At 37.8% G+C, this 20355-nt stretch carries 15 protein-coding genes; 12 read left to right on the top strand and 3 right to left on the bottom strand.

What is annotated here, in order from left to right; translation table 11 throughout:
• Positions 1-13: 13 nt before the first annotated feature.
• Both gyrB and F960_RS20895 read left to right on the top strand, forming a co-directional pair.
• Positions 14-2482 (top strand): DNA topoisomerase (ATP-hydrolyzing) subunit B, encoded by a 2469-nt coding sequence (gene gyrB, locus F960_RS20900; RefSeq protein WP_004871613.1) that lies wholly within the window; start codon positions 14-16, stop codon positions 2480-2482.
• A 467-nt stretch (positions 2483-2949) separates the two neighbouring features.
• On the top strand, positions 2950-3318 hold the full coding sequence (locus F960_RS20895) for a hypothetical protein (RefSeq protein ID WP_004871610.1): 369 nt from the start codon (positions 2950-2952) through the stop codon (positions 3316-3318).
• A gap of 1116 nt (positions 3319-4434) precedes the next feature.
• Here F960_RS20895 and F960_RS20890 read toward each other — a convergent pair.
• On the bottom strand, positions 4435-6369 hold the full coding sequence (locus F960_RS20890) for an ATP-binding cassette domain-containing protein (protein WP_004871608.1): 1935 nt from the start codon (positions 6367-6369) through the stop codon (positions 4435-4437).
• Positions 6370-6723: 354 nt separating this feature from the next.
• Between F960_RS20890 and F960_RS20885 the strand changes: the two genes are divergently transcribed.
• The 3 genes from F960_RS20885 to erpA all read left to right on the top strand — a co-directional run bounded on the left by F960_RS20885 (position 6724) and on the right by erpA (position 9485).
• Complete coding sequence (locus F960_RS20885) at positions 6724-7731, top strand: putative solute-binding protein (RefSeq protein WP_004871606.1); 1008 nt, start codon at positions 6724-6726, stop codon at positions 7729-7731.
• A gap of 263 nt (positions 7732-7994) precedes the next feature.
• Positions 7995-8999, top strand: a complete 1005-nt coding sequence (locus F960_RS20880; protein ID WP_004871605.1) for a putative solute-binding protein — start codon at positions 7995-7997, stop codon at positions 8997-8999.
• Between the two features lie 150 nt (positions 9000-9149).
• Positions 9150-9485, top strand: a complete 336-nt coding sequence (gene erpA, locus F960_RS20875) for an iron-sulfur cluster insertion protein ErpA (RefSeq protein ID WP_004871603.1) — start codon at positions 9150-9152, stop codon at positions 9483-9485.
• 124 nt (positions 9486-9609) lie between these two features.
• Here erpA and F960_RS20870 read toward each other — a convergent pair whose 3' ends face one another.
• Positions 9610-10446, bottom strand: coding sequence for an alpha/beta fold hydrolase (locus F960_RS20870; protein ID WP_004871601.1), 837 nt, complete (start codon positions 10444-10446; stop codon positions 9610-9612).
• Positions 10447-10615: 169 nt separating this feature from the next.
• On the bottom strand, positions 10616-11743 hold the full coding sequence (locus tag F960_RS20865; protein WP_004871599.1) for an anhydro-N-acetylmuramic acid kinase: 1128 nt from the start codon (positions 11741-11743) through the stop codon (positions 10616-10618).
• 81 nt (positions 11744-11824) lie between these two features.
• On the opposite strand from F960_RS20865, the gene tyrS reads away from it, so the two are divergent.
• The 7 genes from tyrS (at position 11825) to F960_RS20830 (ending at position 19928) form a co-directional block, all read left to right on the top strand.
• On the top strand, positions 11825-13039 hold the full coding sequence (gene tyrS / locus F960_RS20860) for a tyrosine--tRNA ligase (RefSeq protein ID WP_004871596.1): 1215 nt from the start codon (positions 11825-11827) through the stop codon (positions 13037-13039).
• A gap of 503 nt (positions 13040-13542) precedes the next feature.
• A complete protein-coding gene (gene tauA, locus F960_RS20855) occupies positions 13543-14553 on the top strand; it encodes a taurine ABC transporter substrate-binding protein (RefSeq protein WP_004871594.1) in 1011 nt (336 codons plus the stop codon).
• Between the two features lie 16 nt (positions 14554-14569).
• Positions 14570-15367, top strand: a complete 798-nt coding sequence (tauB, locus tag F960_RS20850) for a taurine ABC transporter ATP-binding subunit (RefSeq protein ID WP_004871592.1) — start codon at positions 14570-14572, stop codon at positions 15365-15367.
• Positions 15368-15369: 2 nt separating this feature from the next.
• Positions 15370-16215: a taurine ABC transporter permease TauC gene (gene tauC, locus F960_RS20845; RefSeq protein WP_004871588.1), complete on the top strand. Its 846-nt coding sequence runs from the start codon at positions 15370-15372 to the stop codon at positions 16213-16215.
• Between the two features lie 384 nt (positions 16216-16599).
• Positions 16600-17463 (top strand): taurine dioxygenase, encoded by an 864-nt coding sequence (gene tauD, locus F960_RS20840; protein WP_004871585.1) that lies wholly within the window; start codon positions 16600-16602, stop codon positions 17461-17463.
• 212 nt (positions 17464-17675) lie between these two features.
• A complete protein-coding gene (locus F960_RS20835; RefSeq protein WP_004871581.1) occupies positions 17676-17945 on the top strand; it encodes a hypothetical protein in 270 nt (89 codons plus the stop codon).
• Between the two features lie 84 nt (positions 17946-18029).
• A complete protein-coding gene (locus F960_RS20830; RefSeq protein WP_004871579.1) occupies positions 18030-19928 on the top strand; it encodes a 5'-nucleotidase C-terminal domain-containing protein in 1899 nt (632 codons plus the stop codon).
• The last annotated feature ends 427 nt before the right edge of the window (positions 19929-20355 follow it).

The raw sequence follows: 20355 nt of genomic DNA, 5'->3' as shown, positions 1-20355 counted from the left end.
CTAGGGAGTAACCATGAGTTCAGAAGAGCAAGCTGCTTCTCAAACAGAACAAACCACAGAAAAGGCTTATGATTCCTCTAGTATCAAAGTATTACGTGGCCTAGATGCGGTTCGTAAACGTCCGGGCATGTATATTGGTGATACGGACGATGGCACAGGCTTGCACCATATGGTGTTCGAGGTAGTCGATAACGCGATTGATGAAGCATTGGCTGGGCACTGTGATGAAATCATTGTCACGATTCATGAAGATGAATCTGTGAGTGTTTCAGATAATGGTCGTGGTATTCCAACAGATATTCACCCTGAAGAAGGGGTTTCAGCAGCAGAGGTTATTTTAACGATCCTGCATGCTGGTGGTAAATTTGACGATAATAGCTATAAAGTTTCGGGTGGTTTGCACGGCGTAGGTGTATCCGTGGTAAATGCGCTTTCAAGTAAACTTGAATTGACGATTTACCGTGCTGGGCAAATTCATCACCAAGAATATCGTCATGGTGATCCACAATATCCATTGAAAGTGATTGGTGAAACTACCAATACGGGTACGATTGTTCGTTTTTGGCCAAGTGCTGAAACTTTTAGTCAAACGATTTTTAATGTTGATATCTTGGCACGTCGTTTACGTGAATTGTCATTCCTAAACGCTGGTGTACGCATTATTTTACGTGATGAGCGTGTTGCTTTTGAACATGTTTATGACTACGAAGGCGGTTTGTCTGAGTTTGTAAAATATATCAACCAAGGTAAAACACACCTGAATGATATTTTCCATTTCACTACTCAAGCTGACAACGGCATTGGTGTTGAAGTTGCTTTGCAATGGAATGATACATACCAAGAAAATGTGCGTTGCTTTACCAATAATATTCCGCAAAAAGACGGCGGTACGCATCTCGCAGGTTTCCGTGCGGCATTGACACGTGGCTTAAACAGCTACATGGAAAATGAAAGCTTATTGAAAAAAGAGAAAGTTGCTGTAACGGGTGATGATGCGCGTGAAGGTTTGACTGCGATTATCTCAGTGAAAGTACCTGATCCGAAATTCTCTTCACAAACCAAAGAAAAATTGGTTTCAAGTGAAGTGAAGCCTGCTGTTGAACAAGCAATGAACAAGGCATTTTCTGAGTATTTACTTGAAAATCCTCAAGCTGCTAAATCGATTGCAGGAAAAATCATTGATGCAGCTCGTGCGCGTGATGCCGCACGTAAAGCACGTGAAATGACTCGTCGTAAAAGTGCATTAGATATCGCGGGTCTTCCTGGCAAATTGGCAGATTGCCAAGAAAAAGATCCAGCACTTTCTGAACTTTACTTAGTCGAAGGTGACTCAGCGGGCGGTTCTGCAAAACAGGGTCGTAACCGTAAGATGCAAGCGATTTTGCCACTTAAAGGTAAAATCCTAAACGTGGAACGTGCACGTTTTGACAAAATGATTTCTTCTCAAGAAGTCGGCACTCTGATTACTGCACTTGGTTGTGGTATTGGACGTGAAGAATATAACCCAGACAAGTTGCGTTATCATAAAATCATTATCATGACCGATGCCGACGTGGATGGATCACATATCCGTACATTGCTTTTGACTTTCTTCTTCCGTCAAATGCCTGAACTTGTGGAACGTGGTTATATTTATATTGCGCAGCCACCTTTGTATAAAGTGAAAAAAGGTAAGCAAGAGCTTTATATTAAAGATAATGAAGCCCTAGATACTTATTTAATTTCAAATGCGATTGATGAATTGGAATTGCATATCAGTGCAGAAGCACCTGCAATTCGTGGTGAAGCTTTAGAAAAAGTGATTGCTGATTATCAAACATCGCAAAAAAGCTTACATCGTTTGACTCAGCGTTACCCTGCAACTCTCCTTGATGGTTTGTTGGGCTTGGAAGCATTCAAACTTGATCAAAACCATGATAAAGCGTATGTAGAACAGTGGGCTGAGCAATTGCGTCAAGCGATTGAAACTGCTCAACCAAGTTTACGTCCAGAAATTAGCTTGGAAAGTTTTGAAAAAGAACATGCTGATGGTCAAAAAGTAGAGCATTTCTGGCCACGTATTACGCTGTATGTGCATAATTTGCCGCATCAGTACTTACTGGACACAGGCTTACTTTCATCTGGCGAATACAAGCGCCTACTCTTGAACTCGCAAAGCTGGTTTAAATTGATTGAAGAAGGTGCTTATCTACAAAAAGGTGAGCGTCGTATTAATGTCAGCAATTTCCACCAAGTTTGGCAACAAATCTTACAAGATTCTCGTCGTGGCATGATGATTCAACGCTATAAAGGTCTTGGTGAGATGAATGCTGAACAGCTTTGGGAAACAACAATGGATCCTGAAAACCGTAACATGCTTCAGGTGACGATTGATGATGCGATTGAAGCGGATCGTATGTTCTCATGCTTAATGGGTGATGATGTAGAGCCACGTCGTGCATTTATTGAAGAAAATGCATTACATGCTGATATTGATGCCTAATTTGGTTTATTTATCACACAAAATTTAAGTACAAATAAAAAGCTGTCTAAACTAGGCAGCTTTTTTTATGTTCCATGTGGAACATCTTTGATTTTATAGAAAAAAATTTAAAAAATAATTGAAAAAATCCCTAAAAACCAAATAAACACCTTCGGCCTAGCTCAAAGCAGAATAAATGTATTTTCAACTTAGCAATCTTCATAATTTCTCCCTAATCACCCCTAATTCGCGCATTTTTTAATGACTTTTGTAATATGAAATTTTGTTTAATCAATATTTTATAAAAATGACTTATTACTATGAAATGATCAGAGTTTGTTGATATTTCACAACTGAATTGCGTTGTTGGCTAAAATTGAGCAGGCATGGCACGAGATGTAGAGAGTGGCGCAACCAATTTGAAATACCAACAGACCCTAGTGTAAATTATTTACTACATCAAACAATAATTGATGAGGATGTTGGCTATGGATAATCATTTTGAACAAGTGCGTGACATTTGGGTAAATGCTTTTTTTACAGGTAATTATGACATTTTGTCACATTACGAAGATGAGCATTTTAAAGTGATCTATGAAAAAGAAGGGATAACCGAAGGTAGTGCAACACGATACGAAAAAATTGCGGACGCAGTAAAAAATGGGGTGTGGAAGCCTCAAAAACCCAATGTGCAAAGCGAAGAATACGAATTTGATATCAATAATACCGAGTGTAAAGTCACGATAGAGCTTGAAAATGATGGTACTGTGATTCAGGAGCTGTGGGTCTATACAAATGAATGGAAAATAGTAGAGCTTAGATTTTGTAAAACCAAACATTTGCATAAATTACATTAAAAGAATGCAAGTAGAGATCATAAATTATGCTGGATTTATGATCTCTAAATTTATAAAAACCTTAAAAATAGTCAATAAAAAAACCAAAAATGCCTGATTAATAACCTATTGTTATCTACTCTTTTCCTTTATCACCTTATATTCTCTCCAAATTAACGCATTAAAATCATTAAAAAAGTGTCATTCAAAGCAAAAAGAAAAGTGTTCAAAACAATCAAATCATCTTTGATGCTGTTCGTCGGTTAATCAAAAAATGACTATAAAATAGACAAAAAATCAGATAATCTTAGCTAAAACTGCTGTGGATAACTTGTTATTCAGGCTTGTATTTAAGCTTTTTTTAGGCTGAAAAAACACGAAATTTGATCAAAAAGAAAAGAATATTTGGAGCTAAAAATAAGGCTAATTTTTTGAATTTAAAAATACTTATCCACACCCGTAGAAGTCGTGATTTCTGTATTGGTGACTTAAAGCAACGATTGTGAGCCTATGGATATTTTTTAAGAAGCACAAAAAATAAGATTTGATTTTCTGATGAGTATTCATTGTGGTAAAGCTGGATGCAATGACTAAAAAAAGATGCTGATTAAAAATATAAAACAGCTAAGAATGATTGTATTAAATATAGAACGATTGTAAATATGTTCCACGCTATTTGGTATCATTTATATAACTTTAGGTTATGCTGTTATTTAAATTATTGATTTTTAATAATTAATTAAATTTATTTCGTTTTTGAAAAATTATGCTTAGTTGTTGCCTTAGGCACTTTGATGAAAATGAGCTGGATTTTTAGGCGGAATGATAAAATGTTGTTCTGACTTAGCGAATTTGAGCTATTGAAGTACTGAATAGTTTTAAGATCTGTAAAAAGGATTGGTTACTGGCGTGAGAAATAACAAAAGTTTTTTAAAAGTGAGCTAAATCAGCTATTTTTTTATAATTTAAGGACCTTTATTTTCTTATTTTTTGATATAAATAATTGTTTTATATTAAATTTATTGGGTTTTTGGATGTTTTTTGCCATGATCTGTGGCATTTAAATAAAAAAACCTCTGTAGCACTTTGCTACAGAGGCTTTTTAGAATGCGTTTCAGCATTCAAAATTTATCAGATTTAGTCAAATGAGCTTTCTAATTCTTCAAGCTCCATCATCAGTTCAAGCGTTTGTTCTTCCACTTGTTCCAATTTGGCTTTTAGCTCAGTTTGTTCATTCATGATTTTAAGTAAATCATCTTTACGATTGGCATCATAAAGTGCTGTATCTGCCAGTAGTGCTTCAATTTCAATCAGTCGTGGCTGAATTTTTGCAGTTTGAGCTTCAAGTTTTTCGATATTTTTTCGGATAGGGCGTGTTTGTTCACGACGACGAGCTGCTTCTTTACGCTGTGCTTCTTTATCTACCTTGGATACAGGAGCTTTTTGCTCTGCGACTTTTGACACGACTGGGGCAGTTTGACCACCTTGGCGGATCATGTCTTGTCGTGCCTGACGGAGCCAGTTGGCATAGTCTTGTAAATCGCCATCAAACTCGGAACATTTACCTGCATGTACTAGCAATAAATCATCACAAACACTGGCAATCAGTTGACGTTCATGCGACACCAGAACTACCGCACCTTCAAAATCTTGTAATGCCATAGTCAAAGCATGACGCATATCTAAATCAAGATGGTTGGTTGGCTCATCGAGGATGAGTACATTTGGGCGTAGCCATACGATCAAAGCTAAAGCTAAACGAGCACGTTCACCACCAGAAAAGCTTTCACATGGCGTATCCATACGTTCGCCACTAAAACCAAAACTACCTAAAAATGAGCGTAATGTGGCTTCACTAATTTTTTTATCGGCAATACGTGCAAGTTGTAGCATTGGACTCGCTAAATCATCGAGTGCATCCATCTGGTGCTGAGCAAAATAACCGATATTAAGGAGTTCAGAAGCTTTTCTCTCACCGGCAAGTAAAGGTAGGTCACCAACCAATGTTTTAATGAGTGTTGATTTACCTGCACCATTCATTCCCAATAAACCAATTCGGCTCGTCGGAGTGATTTGTAGGTTAATATCAGTAGCAATCAGCTTATCGCCATAACCAATATCAACATGTTCCATCATTAATAGTGGTGAACTCATTTTACTTGGTTCACGGAAACTAAAAGTAAATGGCGTATCTACATGTGCAGGTGCAAGCATTTGCATGCGTTCAAGTTGCTTGATACGACTTTGCGCTTGACGTGCTTTGGTGGCTTTGGCTTTAAAGCGATCGATATATTTTTGTAGATGTGCACGAGTTTCGAGTTGTTTTTCATAGGCTTGTTGATGCTGAGCCAAACGTTCGCTACGTGTGGTTTCAAAGGTCGAATAATTGCCTGTATATAAGGTCAATTCAGCATTTTCAATATGTAAAATATGATCGGTAATGGCATCCAAAAAGTCACGGTCATGTGAAATAAGAACCAAAGTACCTGCATAGGCTTTAAGCCAATCTTCAAGCCATAAAATAGCATCTAAGTCTAAATGGTTGGTCGGTTCATCAAGTAATAATAAATCTGAACGACTCATCAGCGTACGTGCAAGATTTAAACGCATACGCCAACCACCAGAGAAACTTGAAACATGCAATTGATTTTGATGTTCCATAAAACCTAAACCAGCCATGAGCTGAGCGGCTTTAGCAGGGGCAGAGTAGCCATCAATTTCATCAAAACGACCATGCAAATGCGCAAGATCATGATCTGATAAATCTTCAGGATGATCGAGTTTGGCTTGAATTTCCCAATATTCTTCATCACCTGAAAGGACAAAATCGATTGCAGCCATATCTAAGGCTTTCACTTCTTGCGCCATATGCGCCACAGTCCAAACTTGCGGACGCGACAATGTACCTTCATCTGCGGTCAATGAGCCGAGCAAGGCTGCAAAAAGAGTGGATTTACCAGCACCGTTGACACCCGTTAGACCAACTTTCCAACCTGGATGAATTTGCATAGACGCTTTTTGAAATAAAACACGTCCACCACGGCGTAAAGAAACTTGGTCAAGTTGAATCATTAAAATCAAAATCGCTAATCAAGAGTGCCTGTATTTTAGGGGATATTTTGTTGAAGACAAACTTTTGAGCATTTTTCTGCAAAATATTTTATTTATTACAAAAATTACAATCATTTGTTCCGATGCGATCCGAACAAAAAAAATTTAAAAATGTGACTTACACCTATAAAAACGTTAAAAAGTGTAAAATATGACCAATTAGTTCTTTTTTAAATATATGATTATTATTAGGAAAATAAAACATTCAAAAAAAATGGAGTAAATGCTCTATTTTTTTTATAAGAAGCTGATTAATATGGCGCTTATGGATGGTTATCAAACTAAACAAATAATATATTGATACGGAAGCATAATATGAAAAAAATTGCTCTTACTATGGTCGCAACATCAATCCTTGGTGTGTCTTCAATGTCACAAGCTGCTATAAACGTTTGTGTTTTTGACTTACTTGGTAAATCAGGTGAGTCTTTCCAAATGGCTCAAGAATGGGCACTTGCAGCAAAAGGTTGGGGCGCTGACGTTAACCTTATTCCACGTCAGGACGAAGGTGTAGCAGATAACGATTTTAAAGCGGGCAAATGTGATGCCGTATTTGAAACGTCGATGCGTGCTCGTCAATATAATAAATTTGCAGGATCAATTGACTCACTCGGTGGCGTGCCAAGCAATGCCGTTGCTCAAAAAGTGATTGCTTATGCATTGGATGCACGTAATGCTACTAAAATGACAACTAATCTTGGCGGTAAGAAATACGAAATTGCTGGGATTGCGCCATTAGGTTCAGCATATATCTTTGTACGTGACAAAAATATCAACTCGATTGAAAAAGCTGCAGGTAAAAAATTCGCAGTTTTAGGCTATGATCCAGCGCAAAAAATCATGGTTCAACGTGTAGGTGCACAAGCGGTTATTTCAGATATTTCAAACTTCGTTGCCAAATTTAACAACGGTCAGGTTGATATGGTTGGCGCACCTGCATATGCATACAAACCTTTAGAAATTTATAAAGGTCTAGGTACAAATGGTGCGATGTTTAACTTCCCAGTTTTACAAGTCACTGCCGATCTTGTGATTCGTCCAGAAAAATTCCCTGCTGGATTTGGTCAAAAATCACGTGATTACTTCGTTAAAAACGTAGCGAAGAGCTTTGCAATGATCAACCGCTTAGAAGCGGGTATCCCTGCAAAATACAAAATGAACTTAAACCCTGCTGACAAATTAAAATACCAAAAACTGTTACGTGAAGGCCGTATGGAGCTGACTAAACAAGGTATTTATGATCCAGCGATGATGTCAGTATTGAAAAAAGCACGTTGTGCAGTCGATAAAGCGAATTTCGAATGTGCACTTGGTGGTGAATAATATTGATTTAAAAGGAAAAACCTAGAAAATTTTCTAGGTTTTTTTTTATATTTTTACTGTCATTTCTGCCATTGTTGCTTTAAAAAAAACGAGTATTCTTGAATAAAAATAACAATTGTTTGGAAATGAAATATGATCTAAAACAATTTAAAAAAAACCGTAATACAGTGGATGCTTAAAATAATTTTAGATTTGGAAACGGAATTTTTTCATTTTTAAATCAAAGAATTGAACTAAAAATTGATCATGGAAAGGAAAATAAAATGCAATGGTCTAAAACATTACTTCTTTCGGCTGGTTTGATGGCAGCAGCTTCAGCGGCTCAGGCAAAACAAACGTTTTGTGTATTTGACTTTGTTGGTAAAAACGGCGATGTCTATGCTTTGATGAAAGATTATCAGCTCGCAGCAAAAAACTGGGGGGCTGATATTGAATTGAAAGTCAATCAAAGTGAGTCTGTGATTGCAGAAGATTTTAAAGCAGGAAAATGTGATGGTATCAGTATAACAGGGATGCGCGGACGCCAATTTAACAAATTTACAGGCTCTCTTGATGCGATTGGTGCAATTCCAGATATAAAACTTGCAGTAAAAGTCATGCAAGGTCTAGCAAATCCAGTATTTGCAAAATATATGGTCAATGGTAAATACGAAGTCGCAGGGGTGATTCCTGTAGGCGATGCTTATTTATTGGTGAATGACCGTAATATCAATACCGTTGCCAAAGCAGCAGGTAAAAAAATCGCAGTTTTAGACTATGATGAAGCTCAAAAAATCATGGTACAACAAATTGGTGCACAAGCCGTAAGCGCAGATGTGACCAATTTTGGTAGTAAATTTAACAACCATCAAGTGGATATCATTGGTGCGCCTGCAGCAGCATTTAAGCCATTAGAATTATTTAAGGGTTTGGGGACAAAAGGAGCAATTGTAAATTATCCGATTTTACAAGTGACAGGAAATATTATTATTCGACCTGATAAATTCCCTGCAGGATTTGGACAAAAATCACGTGATTGGGTTAAGACACAACTTCCTCGTGCATTTACAATTTTAGGTAAAATGAAATCTGATATTCCTGCTAAATACTGGATGCAAGTGCCTGATGCAGACAAAGCGGGTTATCAAAAATTAATGCGCGAATCACGTATTAGTTTAACTAAACGCGGTGTGTATGATCCGAAAATGATGAAATTGTTGTGGCAATTCCGTTGTAAAGAAAATCCGAAAAACTTTGAATGTAGTTTACGTGATGAAGATTATAAGTAATTGAAATTTAATATTTATAGTTAATTCAGATAAATTTAGTATGAATTAACTTTAAAGTTCAGCAACTGACCATATATTGAGTATGATATAATTGACTTGATATATGGTCTTTTTCGTTTTAAGCCATCAATAGTTTGAGGAATGCCTACCATGAATGCCCAAGCGCTCGTTATGACAGATAATGCTGCAAATAAAGTTCGTCAACTTCGTGATAGCGAAGGAAATCAAGAGCTTATGTTGCGTGTATATGTAACAGGTGGTGGTTGTTCTGGTTTTTCATACGGCTTTAATTTTGCAGAAAGCGTCAATGAAGATGATGCAAAATTTGAAAATGGTGATGTTGTAATGTTGGTTGACTCTTTAAGCTACCAGTATCTCGTTGGTTCCAAAGTAGATTATGTTGAAGGCTTAGAGGGTTCTCGTTTTATCGTGGAAAATCCAAATGCAACAACAACATGTGGTTGTGGATCTTCTTTCTCGATCTAATAAATTGTAAAGCTATAGTAAAAATAATGTAAAAGGCTGTGAAATTCACAGCCTTTTTTATTGGAAAAATAAAAAGTATTTTCTATTTGCAGAACTCTCATCAGTTAAGTTAAAGATAATATTTTTAGATATCCTGCAAAATATGTTCACATAATTCAGCTGCATTTTGCACGGGTATCCAATGCGTTGCATCCATAATCACCTCTGTATATGGCGCATCGACATAATTCCGATTGAGTTCTACACTTTTAGCGCCAATCGCCGTATCGTGTTTACCCCATATAAATAATGTCGGAACTTTCACTTTTTCAGTAATGCTTTTTTTAGAGCCATAGGGAATAGCGCGATACCAATTAATTGCTGTACTAATACGATCTTCTTTGATCATATCTTGTCTAAAATCAGCCAATTGTGCTTCATTCATGCCTGAATTTTTCAACAATCCTTCACCAATTTTAGGTAATTTTTCAAATAAAATTTCAGGTATTTTAGGGAGTTGAAAAAGCCCCATATAATAAGATTTAAATAACTGATTGCTTCTTAACATAGCTTGCATAAATGCAGCTTTGTGCGGTACTGAAATCGTCGTGAGGTGTTTAATCGACTCAGGATGTTTAATCGCAACTTCCCAAGCGACAACGGCTCCCCAATCATGTCCGACGAGATAAACTGGCTTGCCAATGATCTCGATCAGTTGGTAGACATCTTCAACCAAAGCAGAACTACGATAAGCGCGCCGTCCCTCAGGTTGTGCATTTAAACTATATCCACGCTGATTGATCGCAAAGGTACGAAAGCCATTTGCATTAAGGATTTCAGCAGTTTCTTGCCAGCTTTTATTGGTTTCAGGAAAACCATGTAGAAGTACAAAGACTTCACCTTCTAAAGGTCCTGAGTCGATGACATCAAAAGTAAGTCCTTCTCGTTGGAAGGTTTCAATTCTTTGTTTTGTGATATCCATTTTTTAATTCTCGTGAAATTTTTAGTGATATTGCGTGTTTTTATGCCGCTTTTTAATAGCAGTAAAGGTCATGTAGCAGGATTTTTAAGTGATGTTTCACATGGAACATATTCAAGGTTAAACGAATTTAACCTTGAACAGAAAATTTTGGAATTTTTGTGAGCTATCTCTAAACTTTGGTGATCGTACCCATTACACGGTAACCTGCTGCACCAGTCACTGCGGGAAGGTTAGCACTTTGATCTTGGATAAAACGCATGGCTAACCATGCAAATGCTGTTGCTTCTACCCATGTCGGTGCAAGCCCAAGTGCTGTCGTGGTTTGCACAGACCAATTATGTTTGCGTAAACGCCAGCGTAATTGTTCAAGTAGAGTTGAATTGTATGCACCACCACCACAGACATAAACTTCACCCGTATCTAGTGGCGAACGATAAATGGCTTTTTTAATGGCACGAGTCGTGAGTTTCATTAAAGTGGCTTGGATATTTTCAGGAATATCTTCCAATTCATCATATTCTAAATCATTGCGCCAATCTGCGATTTGTTCATCAAGCCATTCCAGATTGAAGTCTTCGCGACCTGTACTTTTTGGTGGCTCTTTAGAGAAATATTCATGTGATTGGAGACGTTCTAAAAGAGAACGGATCGGTTGACCATAAGCTGCCCAATTGCCATTTTCATCATAGGGCTGACCTGTATAACGGTGACACCAAGCATCCATCAAAATATTGGCAGGTCCAGTATCAAAACCATAAACAGCTTCAGGATCACCAGCAGGCAACATGCTGACGTTGGCGATACCACCTAGATTTAAAATGACACGATGAATCGTTTCATGTTGAAATAATGCTTGATGAAATGCGGGAACGAGAGGGGCACCTTGACCACCCGCTGCCATATCACGACGACGAAAATCAGAAATGACCGGAATTTGCGTGATTTCGGTAATAATATTGGGGTCGCCGATTTGCAAAGTAAAACCATGTTCAGGACGATGACGAATCGTTTGCCCATGTGAACCGATGGCTTTGATTTGTGATTTATCGAGATTGTTTTCTTGTATGAGTTGATTAATCCCATTTCCGATCATAGTTGCAAGGGTAACATCCGCTTTACCCATACGATCGATTTCATTATCGCCGGGTAAGGTCAGCGCCATCAACTCATCACGTAGATCTGGGTCAAATGGGACGGTCAGCGTTGCGTGGATGTGTAAAGGATCAAAAGAGGCAGCAACAAAATCGACGCCGTCCATGCTGGTTCCAGTCATTACGCCAATATAGATTGTTGTCATGATGATACTTCGCCTGCATTATGCTGAAAAAGTGTTAGTATATCGCACAAATTGTACAACTGATGAATTTGGGTTTTTGTAATGTCAAATTTCCTGCCGGCTGAAGAACAACTTGCCCTCATCCAACGAGGCACACACGAAATTATTTCTGAAGAGGATCTATTAAAGAAACTCAAAGAAAATAGACCTTTACGCGTGAAAGCGGGCTTTGACCCTACAGCGCCAGATTTGCATTTGGGTCACACTGTTTTGATTAACAAATTGAAAACATTCCAAGACTTGGGTCATGAAGTGACTTTCTTGATTGGTGACTATACTGCGATGATCGGTGATCCAACAGGTAAAAGTGCGACTCGTCCACCACTTTCACGTGAACAAGTGTTGGAAAATGCGAAAACATATCAAGAACAAGTTTTTAAAATTCTTGATCCTGCGAAAACCAAAGTACGTTTTAACTCAGAATGGTTTAATCAAAAATCTGCTGCTGATTTGATTCAACTTGCGAGCCAACAAACCGTTTCACGTATGCTTGAGCGTGACGATTTTACAAAACGCTATAGCAATCACCAACCTATCGCGATTCACGAGTTTTTATATCCATTGGTTCAAGGTTATGACTCGATCGCTTTGGAAGCTGACGTAGAGTTGGGTGGTACAGACCAAACCTTTAACTTGCTTATGGGACGTACTTTACAAAGCCGTTACGGTCAAGAATCACAAGTGTGTATCACTGTGCCTATTCTTGAAGGTTTAGACGGTGTAAATAAAATGTCTAAATCATTGGGTAACTATATTGGTGTATTTGATGCACCAGGCGCGATGTACCAAAAAGTACTTTCAATGCCAGACAGTTTGATCGAACGTTATTTTGATTTGCTCAGCTTTAAATCTCTTGAAGAAATTGCTGTGCTTTTAAAAGAAATTGCAGACGGTCGCAATCCACAAGAAGTGAAGAAAATTCTTGCGCTAGAATTGGTTGAACGTTTCCACGGTAAAGATGCTGCTGAACATGCACATAAAGGTGCGGGCAACATTATTACTGAAGGTGAAGTACCAGAAGATACGCCAGAAGTAAGCATCTCACGTGGTGAATTTGGTGGTGAAATCTTTATTGCTTCGATTTTACGTTTAGCAGGTTTAACTAAAAATGCAGCTCAAGCCAAAGATGCGGTTGCACGTGGCGCTGTTAAAGTTGACTGGGAAGTGGTTGATGCCAATTTCTCTGTAAATGAAAACAAAACTTATATTATTCAAGCGGGTAAAAAAGCGATTGCACGCGTGACTTTTACTGATTAATTGAAAAATATCTTGTGAGCAAAAAGAGCCAATTAAATATTGGCTCTTTTTTTATGAAAATATATAAGCTTATATGTAATTAATATAAGTACTTTGAAAAAAAATAATGTAAAACAATGATTAAATTTTGCCAAAATGATTGATTTAATTTTAATAAGTTATTAAGATTTATTTGCCAAATAGAGGTGATTTTCACGTTCTAGAGGGTAACAACACAATAAAAATTATTTTGAAAAGTTAAAACTCAAATAACACTGTAGTACCTGCTTCAAAGAGAAAGAGATTTTGGGAGAGATCTCTTTCTCTTTTATTTATTTATCAAATGTTTAGAAATTTTAAAAAATAAATCTGCAATTTTTTATTCTAAATCATTCAAATTCGCTTAAGCAAAAAAACAGATATACAAAGCATAAAAAGATATTTTTTATATCCGAGTAAATTACTTAGCATTGTAATTTGAAACGTGAGTTTTCCACTATTTTTCTGAAGATCCCAAAACCACCATGAAATTGACGCAAATCATTTTGCAAAGTGCAGTCATTTGTTTATTGGCAAATAGCTTAGCCGTTGCTCGCCCTATCGTGATTGGTTATCAAACCAATATTGAGCCAGCAAAAGTTGCTCAAGCAGATGGGGTCTACGACAAAGTGATCGGTGAAAAATTGGATTGGCGATTGTTTAATAGTGGAGCAGAGGTACTGACAGCATTGGCCTCAGGTTCCGTTGATATTGCTTTAATTGGTTCGAGTCCTTTGGGTGCTGCGGTTGCCAATAAACTACCCGTAAAAGTATTTTTGATTTCTACCGATTTGAAAAGTGCTGAAGCTTTAGTGGTGCGAAATGGTTCAGGTATCCATAGTCCGAAAGATTTGATTGGTAAAAAAGTAGCTACGCCGTTTGCATCTACATCGCATTACAGCCTTTTAGGGGCTTTAAAACATTGGAATATTCAAACCAACCAAATTCGATTACTCAATTTAAAACCTGCTGAAATCAATGCAGCTTGGAAACGTGGTGATATCGATGCAGCCTTTGTTTGGTCACCAGCACTTGCCAATATCAAGAAAAATGGCACGGTACTGACGGATGCAGGGCAAGTAGGGCAGTGGGGTTCACCGACTTTTGAAGTTTGGGTGGCTCGACAAGATTTTGCTGATCAACATCCAGAAGTTTTACGTAAATTTTCCAATGTCACTTTGAGTTATTACGAAGCGTATAACCGAACTAAACAGCATTGGACAGCAGATACCAAAGCTGTGCAAAAGATTGCCAAGATCACAGGTGTTGATGCAAAAGACGTTCCTGGATTGTTGGCAGGTGCAGATTATCCAGATCGCAAGACGCAGTTAAGTCAGCAGTATCTGGGCGGAAATACAGTAAAGAACATTGCCAATTCGGTGGGTTTTTTAAAGGCGCAAGGTTTAGTGAAAAAGGTTTCACCGAATTACCAAAATTTTGTGACCACACGTTTTATTGAAATTGCTCAAACAAAGCAATCATCTCAAGCTAAATAATCGGAAGGATTTCATCATGGCTGTATTGACTGTTGAACATGTCCAAGCACAGTACCCAGGTGCAGACCAAGTGGTGCTTGAAGATATTTCGTTTGAATTGGGTTCTGAGCAATTGATGGTTGCACTCGGTGCATCAGGTAGTGGTAAAACAACTTTGCTCAATTTGATTGCAGGTTTTACACAGCCTCGCTCAGGTCTTTTAACGCTAGATGGTGAACCGATCACTGCACCTAGTCGTGATCGTGGCGTGGTTTTTCAGGATGATGTGTTATTGCCATGGCAAAATGTTGCGAGCAATATTTCTTTTGGCTTGGAACTTGCTGGTGTAGATAAAGCGACACAAAAACGTCGTGCAGAAGAATTATTAAAATTGGTTGATCTTGAAGGTTTTGCCGAGCGTCATATTTGGGAGCTTTCTGGCGGACAAAGACAACGTATTGGTTTAGCACGAGCACTTGCATCCAATCCTAAGATTTTGTTGATGGATGAGCCTTTTGGCGCGTTGGATGCCTTTATTCGAGAACAGATGCAATGTCTATTGTTGGAAGTTTGGAAAAGCACAGCAAAGCCAACATTTTTGATTACACATGATATTGAAGAAGCGGTGTTTTTGGCGACTGATTTAATTATTCTTGCGCCAAACCCCGGCCGTATCGTGGAAAAACTTCAGCTCGATTTTGCTAAACGCTATGCTAATGGTGAGTCTGCGAGAAGTATCAAATCAGATCCTCAATTTATTGAAATGCGTGAATATGTGTTGAATCGTGTGTTTATTCAAAATAGTCAATCCAAAAAACAAGTTGTAGAGGTTTAATCATGACTGCTCAATTAAACCCTAAAGCACTTGAACAAAGTGAATCAGAGTCCAGCAAAAAAACAGTAAAGGTTCCACGTGAAACCAATGTGACTTTGATTAGCTTGATCACACTTGCAACGCTGATTTTTATATGGTGGCTGGTTACAGCGATGGGTTGGATCGATGCATTATTTTTGCCATCACCAGCCGCAGTTATCGACCGTTTTCAAGATTTACTCAGCAATGGTTATATGAGTATCAGTTTGTGGAGCCATATTGGTGCAAGCTTGGGACGTATAGGTGTTGCTCTGGTTGCTGCAATTTTGACTGCAATACCTGTCGGAATCGCGATTGGGCGCAGCAAAATTGTGAGAGGTATCTTAGATCCTATCATCGAGTTTTACCGCCCAATTCCACCTTTGGCATATTTACCTTTGATCGTGATTTGGTGTGGTATTGGTGAATTATCCAAAGTATTACTGATTTATCTTGCGATTTTTGCCCCGATTGTGATTTCTACCGCTACAGGTGTGCGTTCTGTGGATCAAGCTAAAATTCGCGCTGCACAATCATTAGGTGCAAGTTCTAGTCAGATCATTAAACATGTGGTTTTACCGAGTGCATTACCACATATTTTGACAGGTATTCGCATAGGCTTAGGTGTGGGTTGGTCAACACTGGTTGCTGCTGAGTTGGTTGGTGCATCTGAAGGCTTAGGTTTTATGGTGCAGTCTTCATCACAGCTTTTGGCAACGGATGTAGTGATTGTTGGCATATTGATTATTGCAGTCATTGCCTTTGCTTTGGAAATAGGACTACGCCGTTTGCAAAAACGTTTAGTTCCTTGGGATAGACAAGCCCATTAATCTAGGGTCTGTTGACATTTCATAACTGAATTGCGTTGTTGGCTAAAATTGAGCAGGCAAGGCACGAAATGCAGAGAATAGCGAGACCATTTTCAAATTTCGTAACGAAGCCTGAGATAATTTTAGCTACAACCCTGTGGGACGAGAGTATTTTTTGATGCTATTTCGTTGTAGCTTGATCATTTAGATGACTAAATTTTTCAATCTACGCCTCATATCATCTAAAAAATACTCATCGTCGCAACCAATTTGAAATGTCAACAGACCCTAACCAGCTCTATTTGATTTTATAAAACTTGATTTGGCTATGGATGACATGATTTAAAGCCAGAAAGGTTTGAAGGTTGAGATGTTTTGACGCATCAGAAGATGATCGAGGAAGAAATGAACGCTATTGTTTCAAATACTTTTAAAGTGACACCGCTCAATCCTACGATTGGTGCATTGATTGAAGGTATTGATTTTAATCAACCATTAACAGTCGAAGCCAAAAACTTTATTGAAGCGGCTTTATTGAAACATCAAGTGATTTTTTTCCGTGATCAAGTCATGACTCCACAGCAACATGCAGCATTTGCGCGTCAATTTGGTCAGTTACATATCCATCCGATCTATCCAAATATTCCAGAACAACCAGAAATTATGGTTTTGGATACTGAGCTCAATGATTTGCGTGACAATGCGCTTTGGCATACAGATGTAACTTTCCTTGAAGAACCTGCAATGGGCGCGATTTTAAGTGCTAAAAAAGTTCCAGCGTGGGGTGGTGATACACTTTGGTCGAGTGGTACAGCTGCTTTTGAAGCCTTATCAAAACCAATGCAAAATATGTTAGGGGGTTTGACAGCGACACATGATATTGCGCGTTCATTTCCTGAAAATCGTTTTGGCAGTGATCCTGCTGAACGTGAAAAATTAGAAGCAGCGAAGAAAAAACATCCACCTATTTCACATCCTGTGATTCGTACCCATCCTGTAACGGGTCGCAAGGCATTATTTGTCAGTGAAGGTTTTACTACTCGCATTAATGAACTTGAAGCCAAAGAAAGTGATGCAGTATTGAAAATGTTGTTTGAACATATTCAAAAACCTGAGTTTGTTGTGCGTTGGTCTTGGAAAGCCAATGACGTTGCATTTTGGGATAATCGCTGTACTTTCCATTATGCAGTCGATGATTATCGTCCTGCACATCGAGTAATGAATCGCGCGACATTGATGGGAGATAAACCTTATTATCGTGCAGATTAAGTGATGACTATTTGCTGAAATTTTAAAAAACCAAGAAACAATATTTCTTGGTTTTTTATATCTATGCAAAATATATCGGTATGAAAATGTGATGTAGATTGTTTGAAATGGATAAATTAACAAAAATTAAAAAATGAGAGAGAAAAGAGTATTTTAATTACACATAACTCGACGCATAATAAAACTTAGACCCAAGCCATCCAGAGGTCATTATGCAAAGATTACAACGACAAAGCTTTGATGATAAAGCAAATTTGATTCTTGAATATTTGTTCGATACTACCTCAAAAGCCATTAAAATCGAACAACATGCTGATGTGCTGGCGACATTTGAACAAATGGATATGGTTGAAAAATATCAACTATTTTTTCTAATACAACGATTTTTGCCAGAACAAGCACGACTCTTTTTTGCAGCAGAAAATTATCAACAAAAAATAGAAACAATTGTTGAGGTGATTGATGGAATCAAATATATATAGCATGAATTTTACAGCTTAAAATTTCATCAAAATTAAACCTTAACTAAGCAAACTCAATGTTTTACATAACATTGAGAAAATGCCATGTTGCGACAAAATTATAAAATTTGTTTATCTTCACTGGGTCTTATGATTTTTTTAGCGGGCTGTAATGATGATAAAGAGCCACTGCTGTTAACTCCACCCATAGCCCAACCATTAGAATTGAATATTTTACATATCAATGATCACCATTCACATCTGGACGAAGAAAGCCTGAAGTTTAAAGCTGATGTAGGGTCTGGGGCTGAAGAATTTTCTGTGACGAGTGGTGGTTTTGCACGTGTTGCAGGGCTGATCAATCAATTGGCTTTAGAACGAAAAAATGTTTTGAAAATACATGCAGGTGATGCAACGACTGGCGATTTATATTACACATTAACAGATGGTAAGGCGGATGCAGATGCGATGAATAGCGTATGTTTTGATACGTTTACGCCTGGAAATCATGAATTCGATGCCAAAGATGCAGGTTTGAAAAAGTTTATCGACTTTTTGGATCAAGGTAACTGTAAAGAAAAAACCAAAGTTTTGTCTGCAAATATCACCTTTGGTCCATCCTCGCCTTTATATCAGACCAAGCACATTCAAAAATCACAGATATTTGAAAAAGATGGACAGAAATTTGCGATTATCGGTTTAACGATCGCATCTAAAACCAAAAATTCATCTCAACCTAACGCAGATACGATGTTTAGTGATGAAATTGAAACGGCACAAAAAGAAATAAATCAATTAAAAGCACAGGGTATCAATAAAATTATTTTACAAACCCATGTCGGCTATGAACTAGATAAAAAATTGGCGACCTCTTTAAGTGGTGTCGATGTCATTATCGGGGGAGACTCACATAGTTTGTTGGGGCCAAAGAGTTTGAGCAAATATGGCTTAACCCCTGAAGGGGATTATCCAACGCAGCTTAAAAATAAAGATGGTGATTTGGTATGTGTAGCGCAAGCTTGGCAATATAGCTATTTGGTTGGTGATTTAAATATTAAGTTTGATAAAGATGGCAAAGTATCAAGTTGTAGTGGAACGCCGCATGTTTTGATTGCAAATGATTTTAAACGGACTGCAAAAGATGCTCCAGCAACCACAGATGCTGAAAAAGACAAAATTTTAAAGCAAATAAAGACTGATCAAGCGCCATTTACTGTTGTAAACCCAGATATTAAGACTTTGGCAGTGCTGAAGCCTTATCAAGAACAAAAAAATGCTTTTGCTAAAAAAGTGATTGCCCAAACGACAGAGAATCTGTGCTTGCGCCGTGTACCAGGCTCGATACGTGATATTAGCCGTTCAGTATTGGGTGATATTTGTAATAAAAATCCGCAGGTCAATGCGCATGGTGGTGATATTCAGCAAATAATCGCTGAAGCATTTTTACAACAAGGTAAAAACTTCTTTAACGCAGACATTTCATTTCAAAATGGTGGTGGTGTCCGTGAAGACGTTGCATTAGGTGATGTTAGCGTGGGCAAAATCTATAGCGTCTTACCATTTAAGAATGTCTTGGTACGGTTGGATGCGACGGGGACGGAAGTTAAAGCTATTCTTGAAGATGCGATTGATGCTGTAGTTACGCAGAACAATACCGGGAGTTATCCATATACAGGCGGTTTGCGTTGGAATGTGGATTTGACCAAAGACAAGGGGCAGCGGATTAGTCAGCTCGAAGTTCGAAATCAAAATAACCAATACCAAGCCATAGACCCAAATAAGACATATAAGTTAATTACCATAGACTTTTTAGCAAATGGTGGGGATTACTATACAACGATGAAAAATATCACAGGTGAACGCAGAATGGATGTTGGTTTGGACTACGCCGAAGCATTTCTAAAATATGTAGATAGCATGTCTGGTATAGCGGGAGCCAAAAAACTAAATAAACTCCCGACAGCAGATTACAGCACCCAGTTATTTATCGATAAAGTTAAATAATCAAAAAATAAAATTAAAAGAAATCCCGTTTCGACGGGATTTTTTAATAAAAACGCTCAAAAAATAGGTGAAAAGTAATATTTTTTAGCGAAATAGTCCAAAAAAACGACACACAAGCAAAATAACTCAAAATAGGGGTTGCGCTAGTTTCAAAACTCTATAGAATACGCTGCATCCCGACGCGATACAGCAAACGAACTTAGCTTAGAGGGTTAAGTTGTTGAGAATGTATTGCGTTAGATTTTCACTACTGATGAGGTAGTGAATTGATCATTAAGAGATTATGAAGAACAACTTGTGTGGATTTTTGCTAGTTGATCATTGAAAAAAATTATCATTGATTGATTGGTAGAAATTACTCGAAGTTTATTTGAGAAATATTTGTCAGAAAATTGATGAGCCAAGTTTAAGAGCTTTACTTATAAAG

Source organism: Acinetobacter gerneri DSM 14967 = CIP 107464 = MTCC 9824, from assembly GCF_000368565.1.
Taxonomy (GTDB): Bacteria; Pseudomonadota; Gammaproteobacteria; order Pseudomonadales; family Moraxellaceae; genus Acinetobacter; species Acinetobacter gerneri.
Note: the sequence above shows the minus strand (reverse complement) of the source record. Positions and strands in the feature narration are given on the sequence as shown.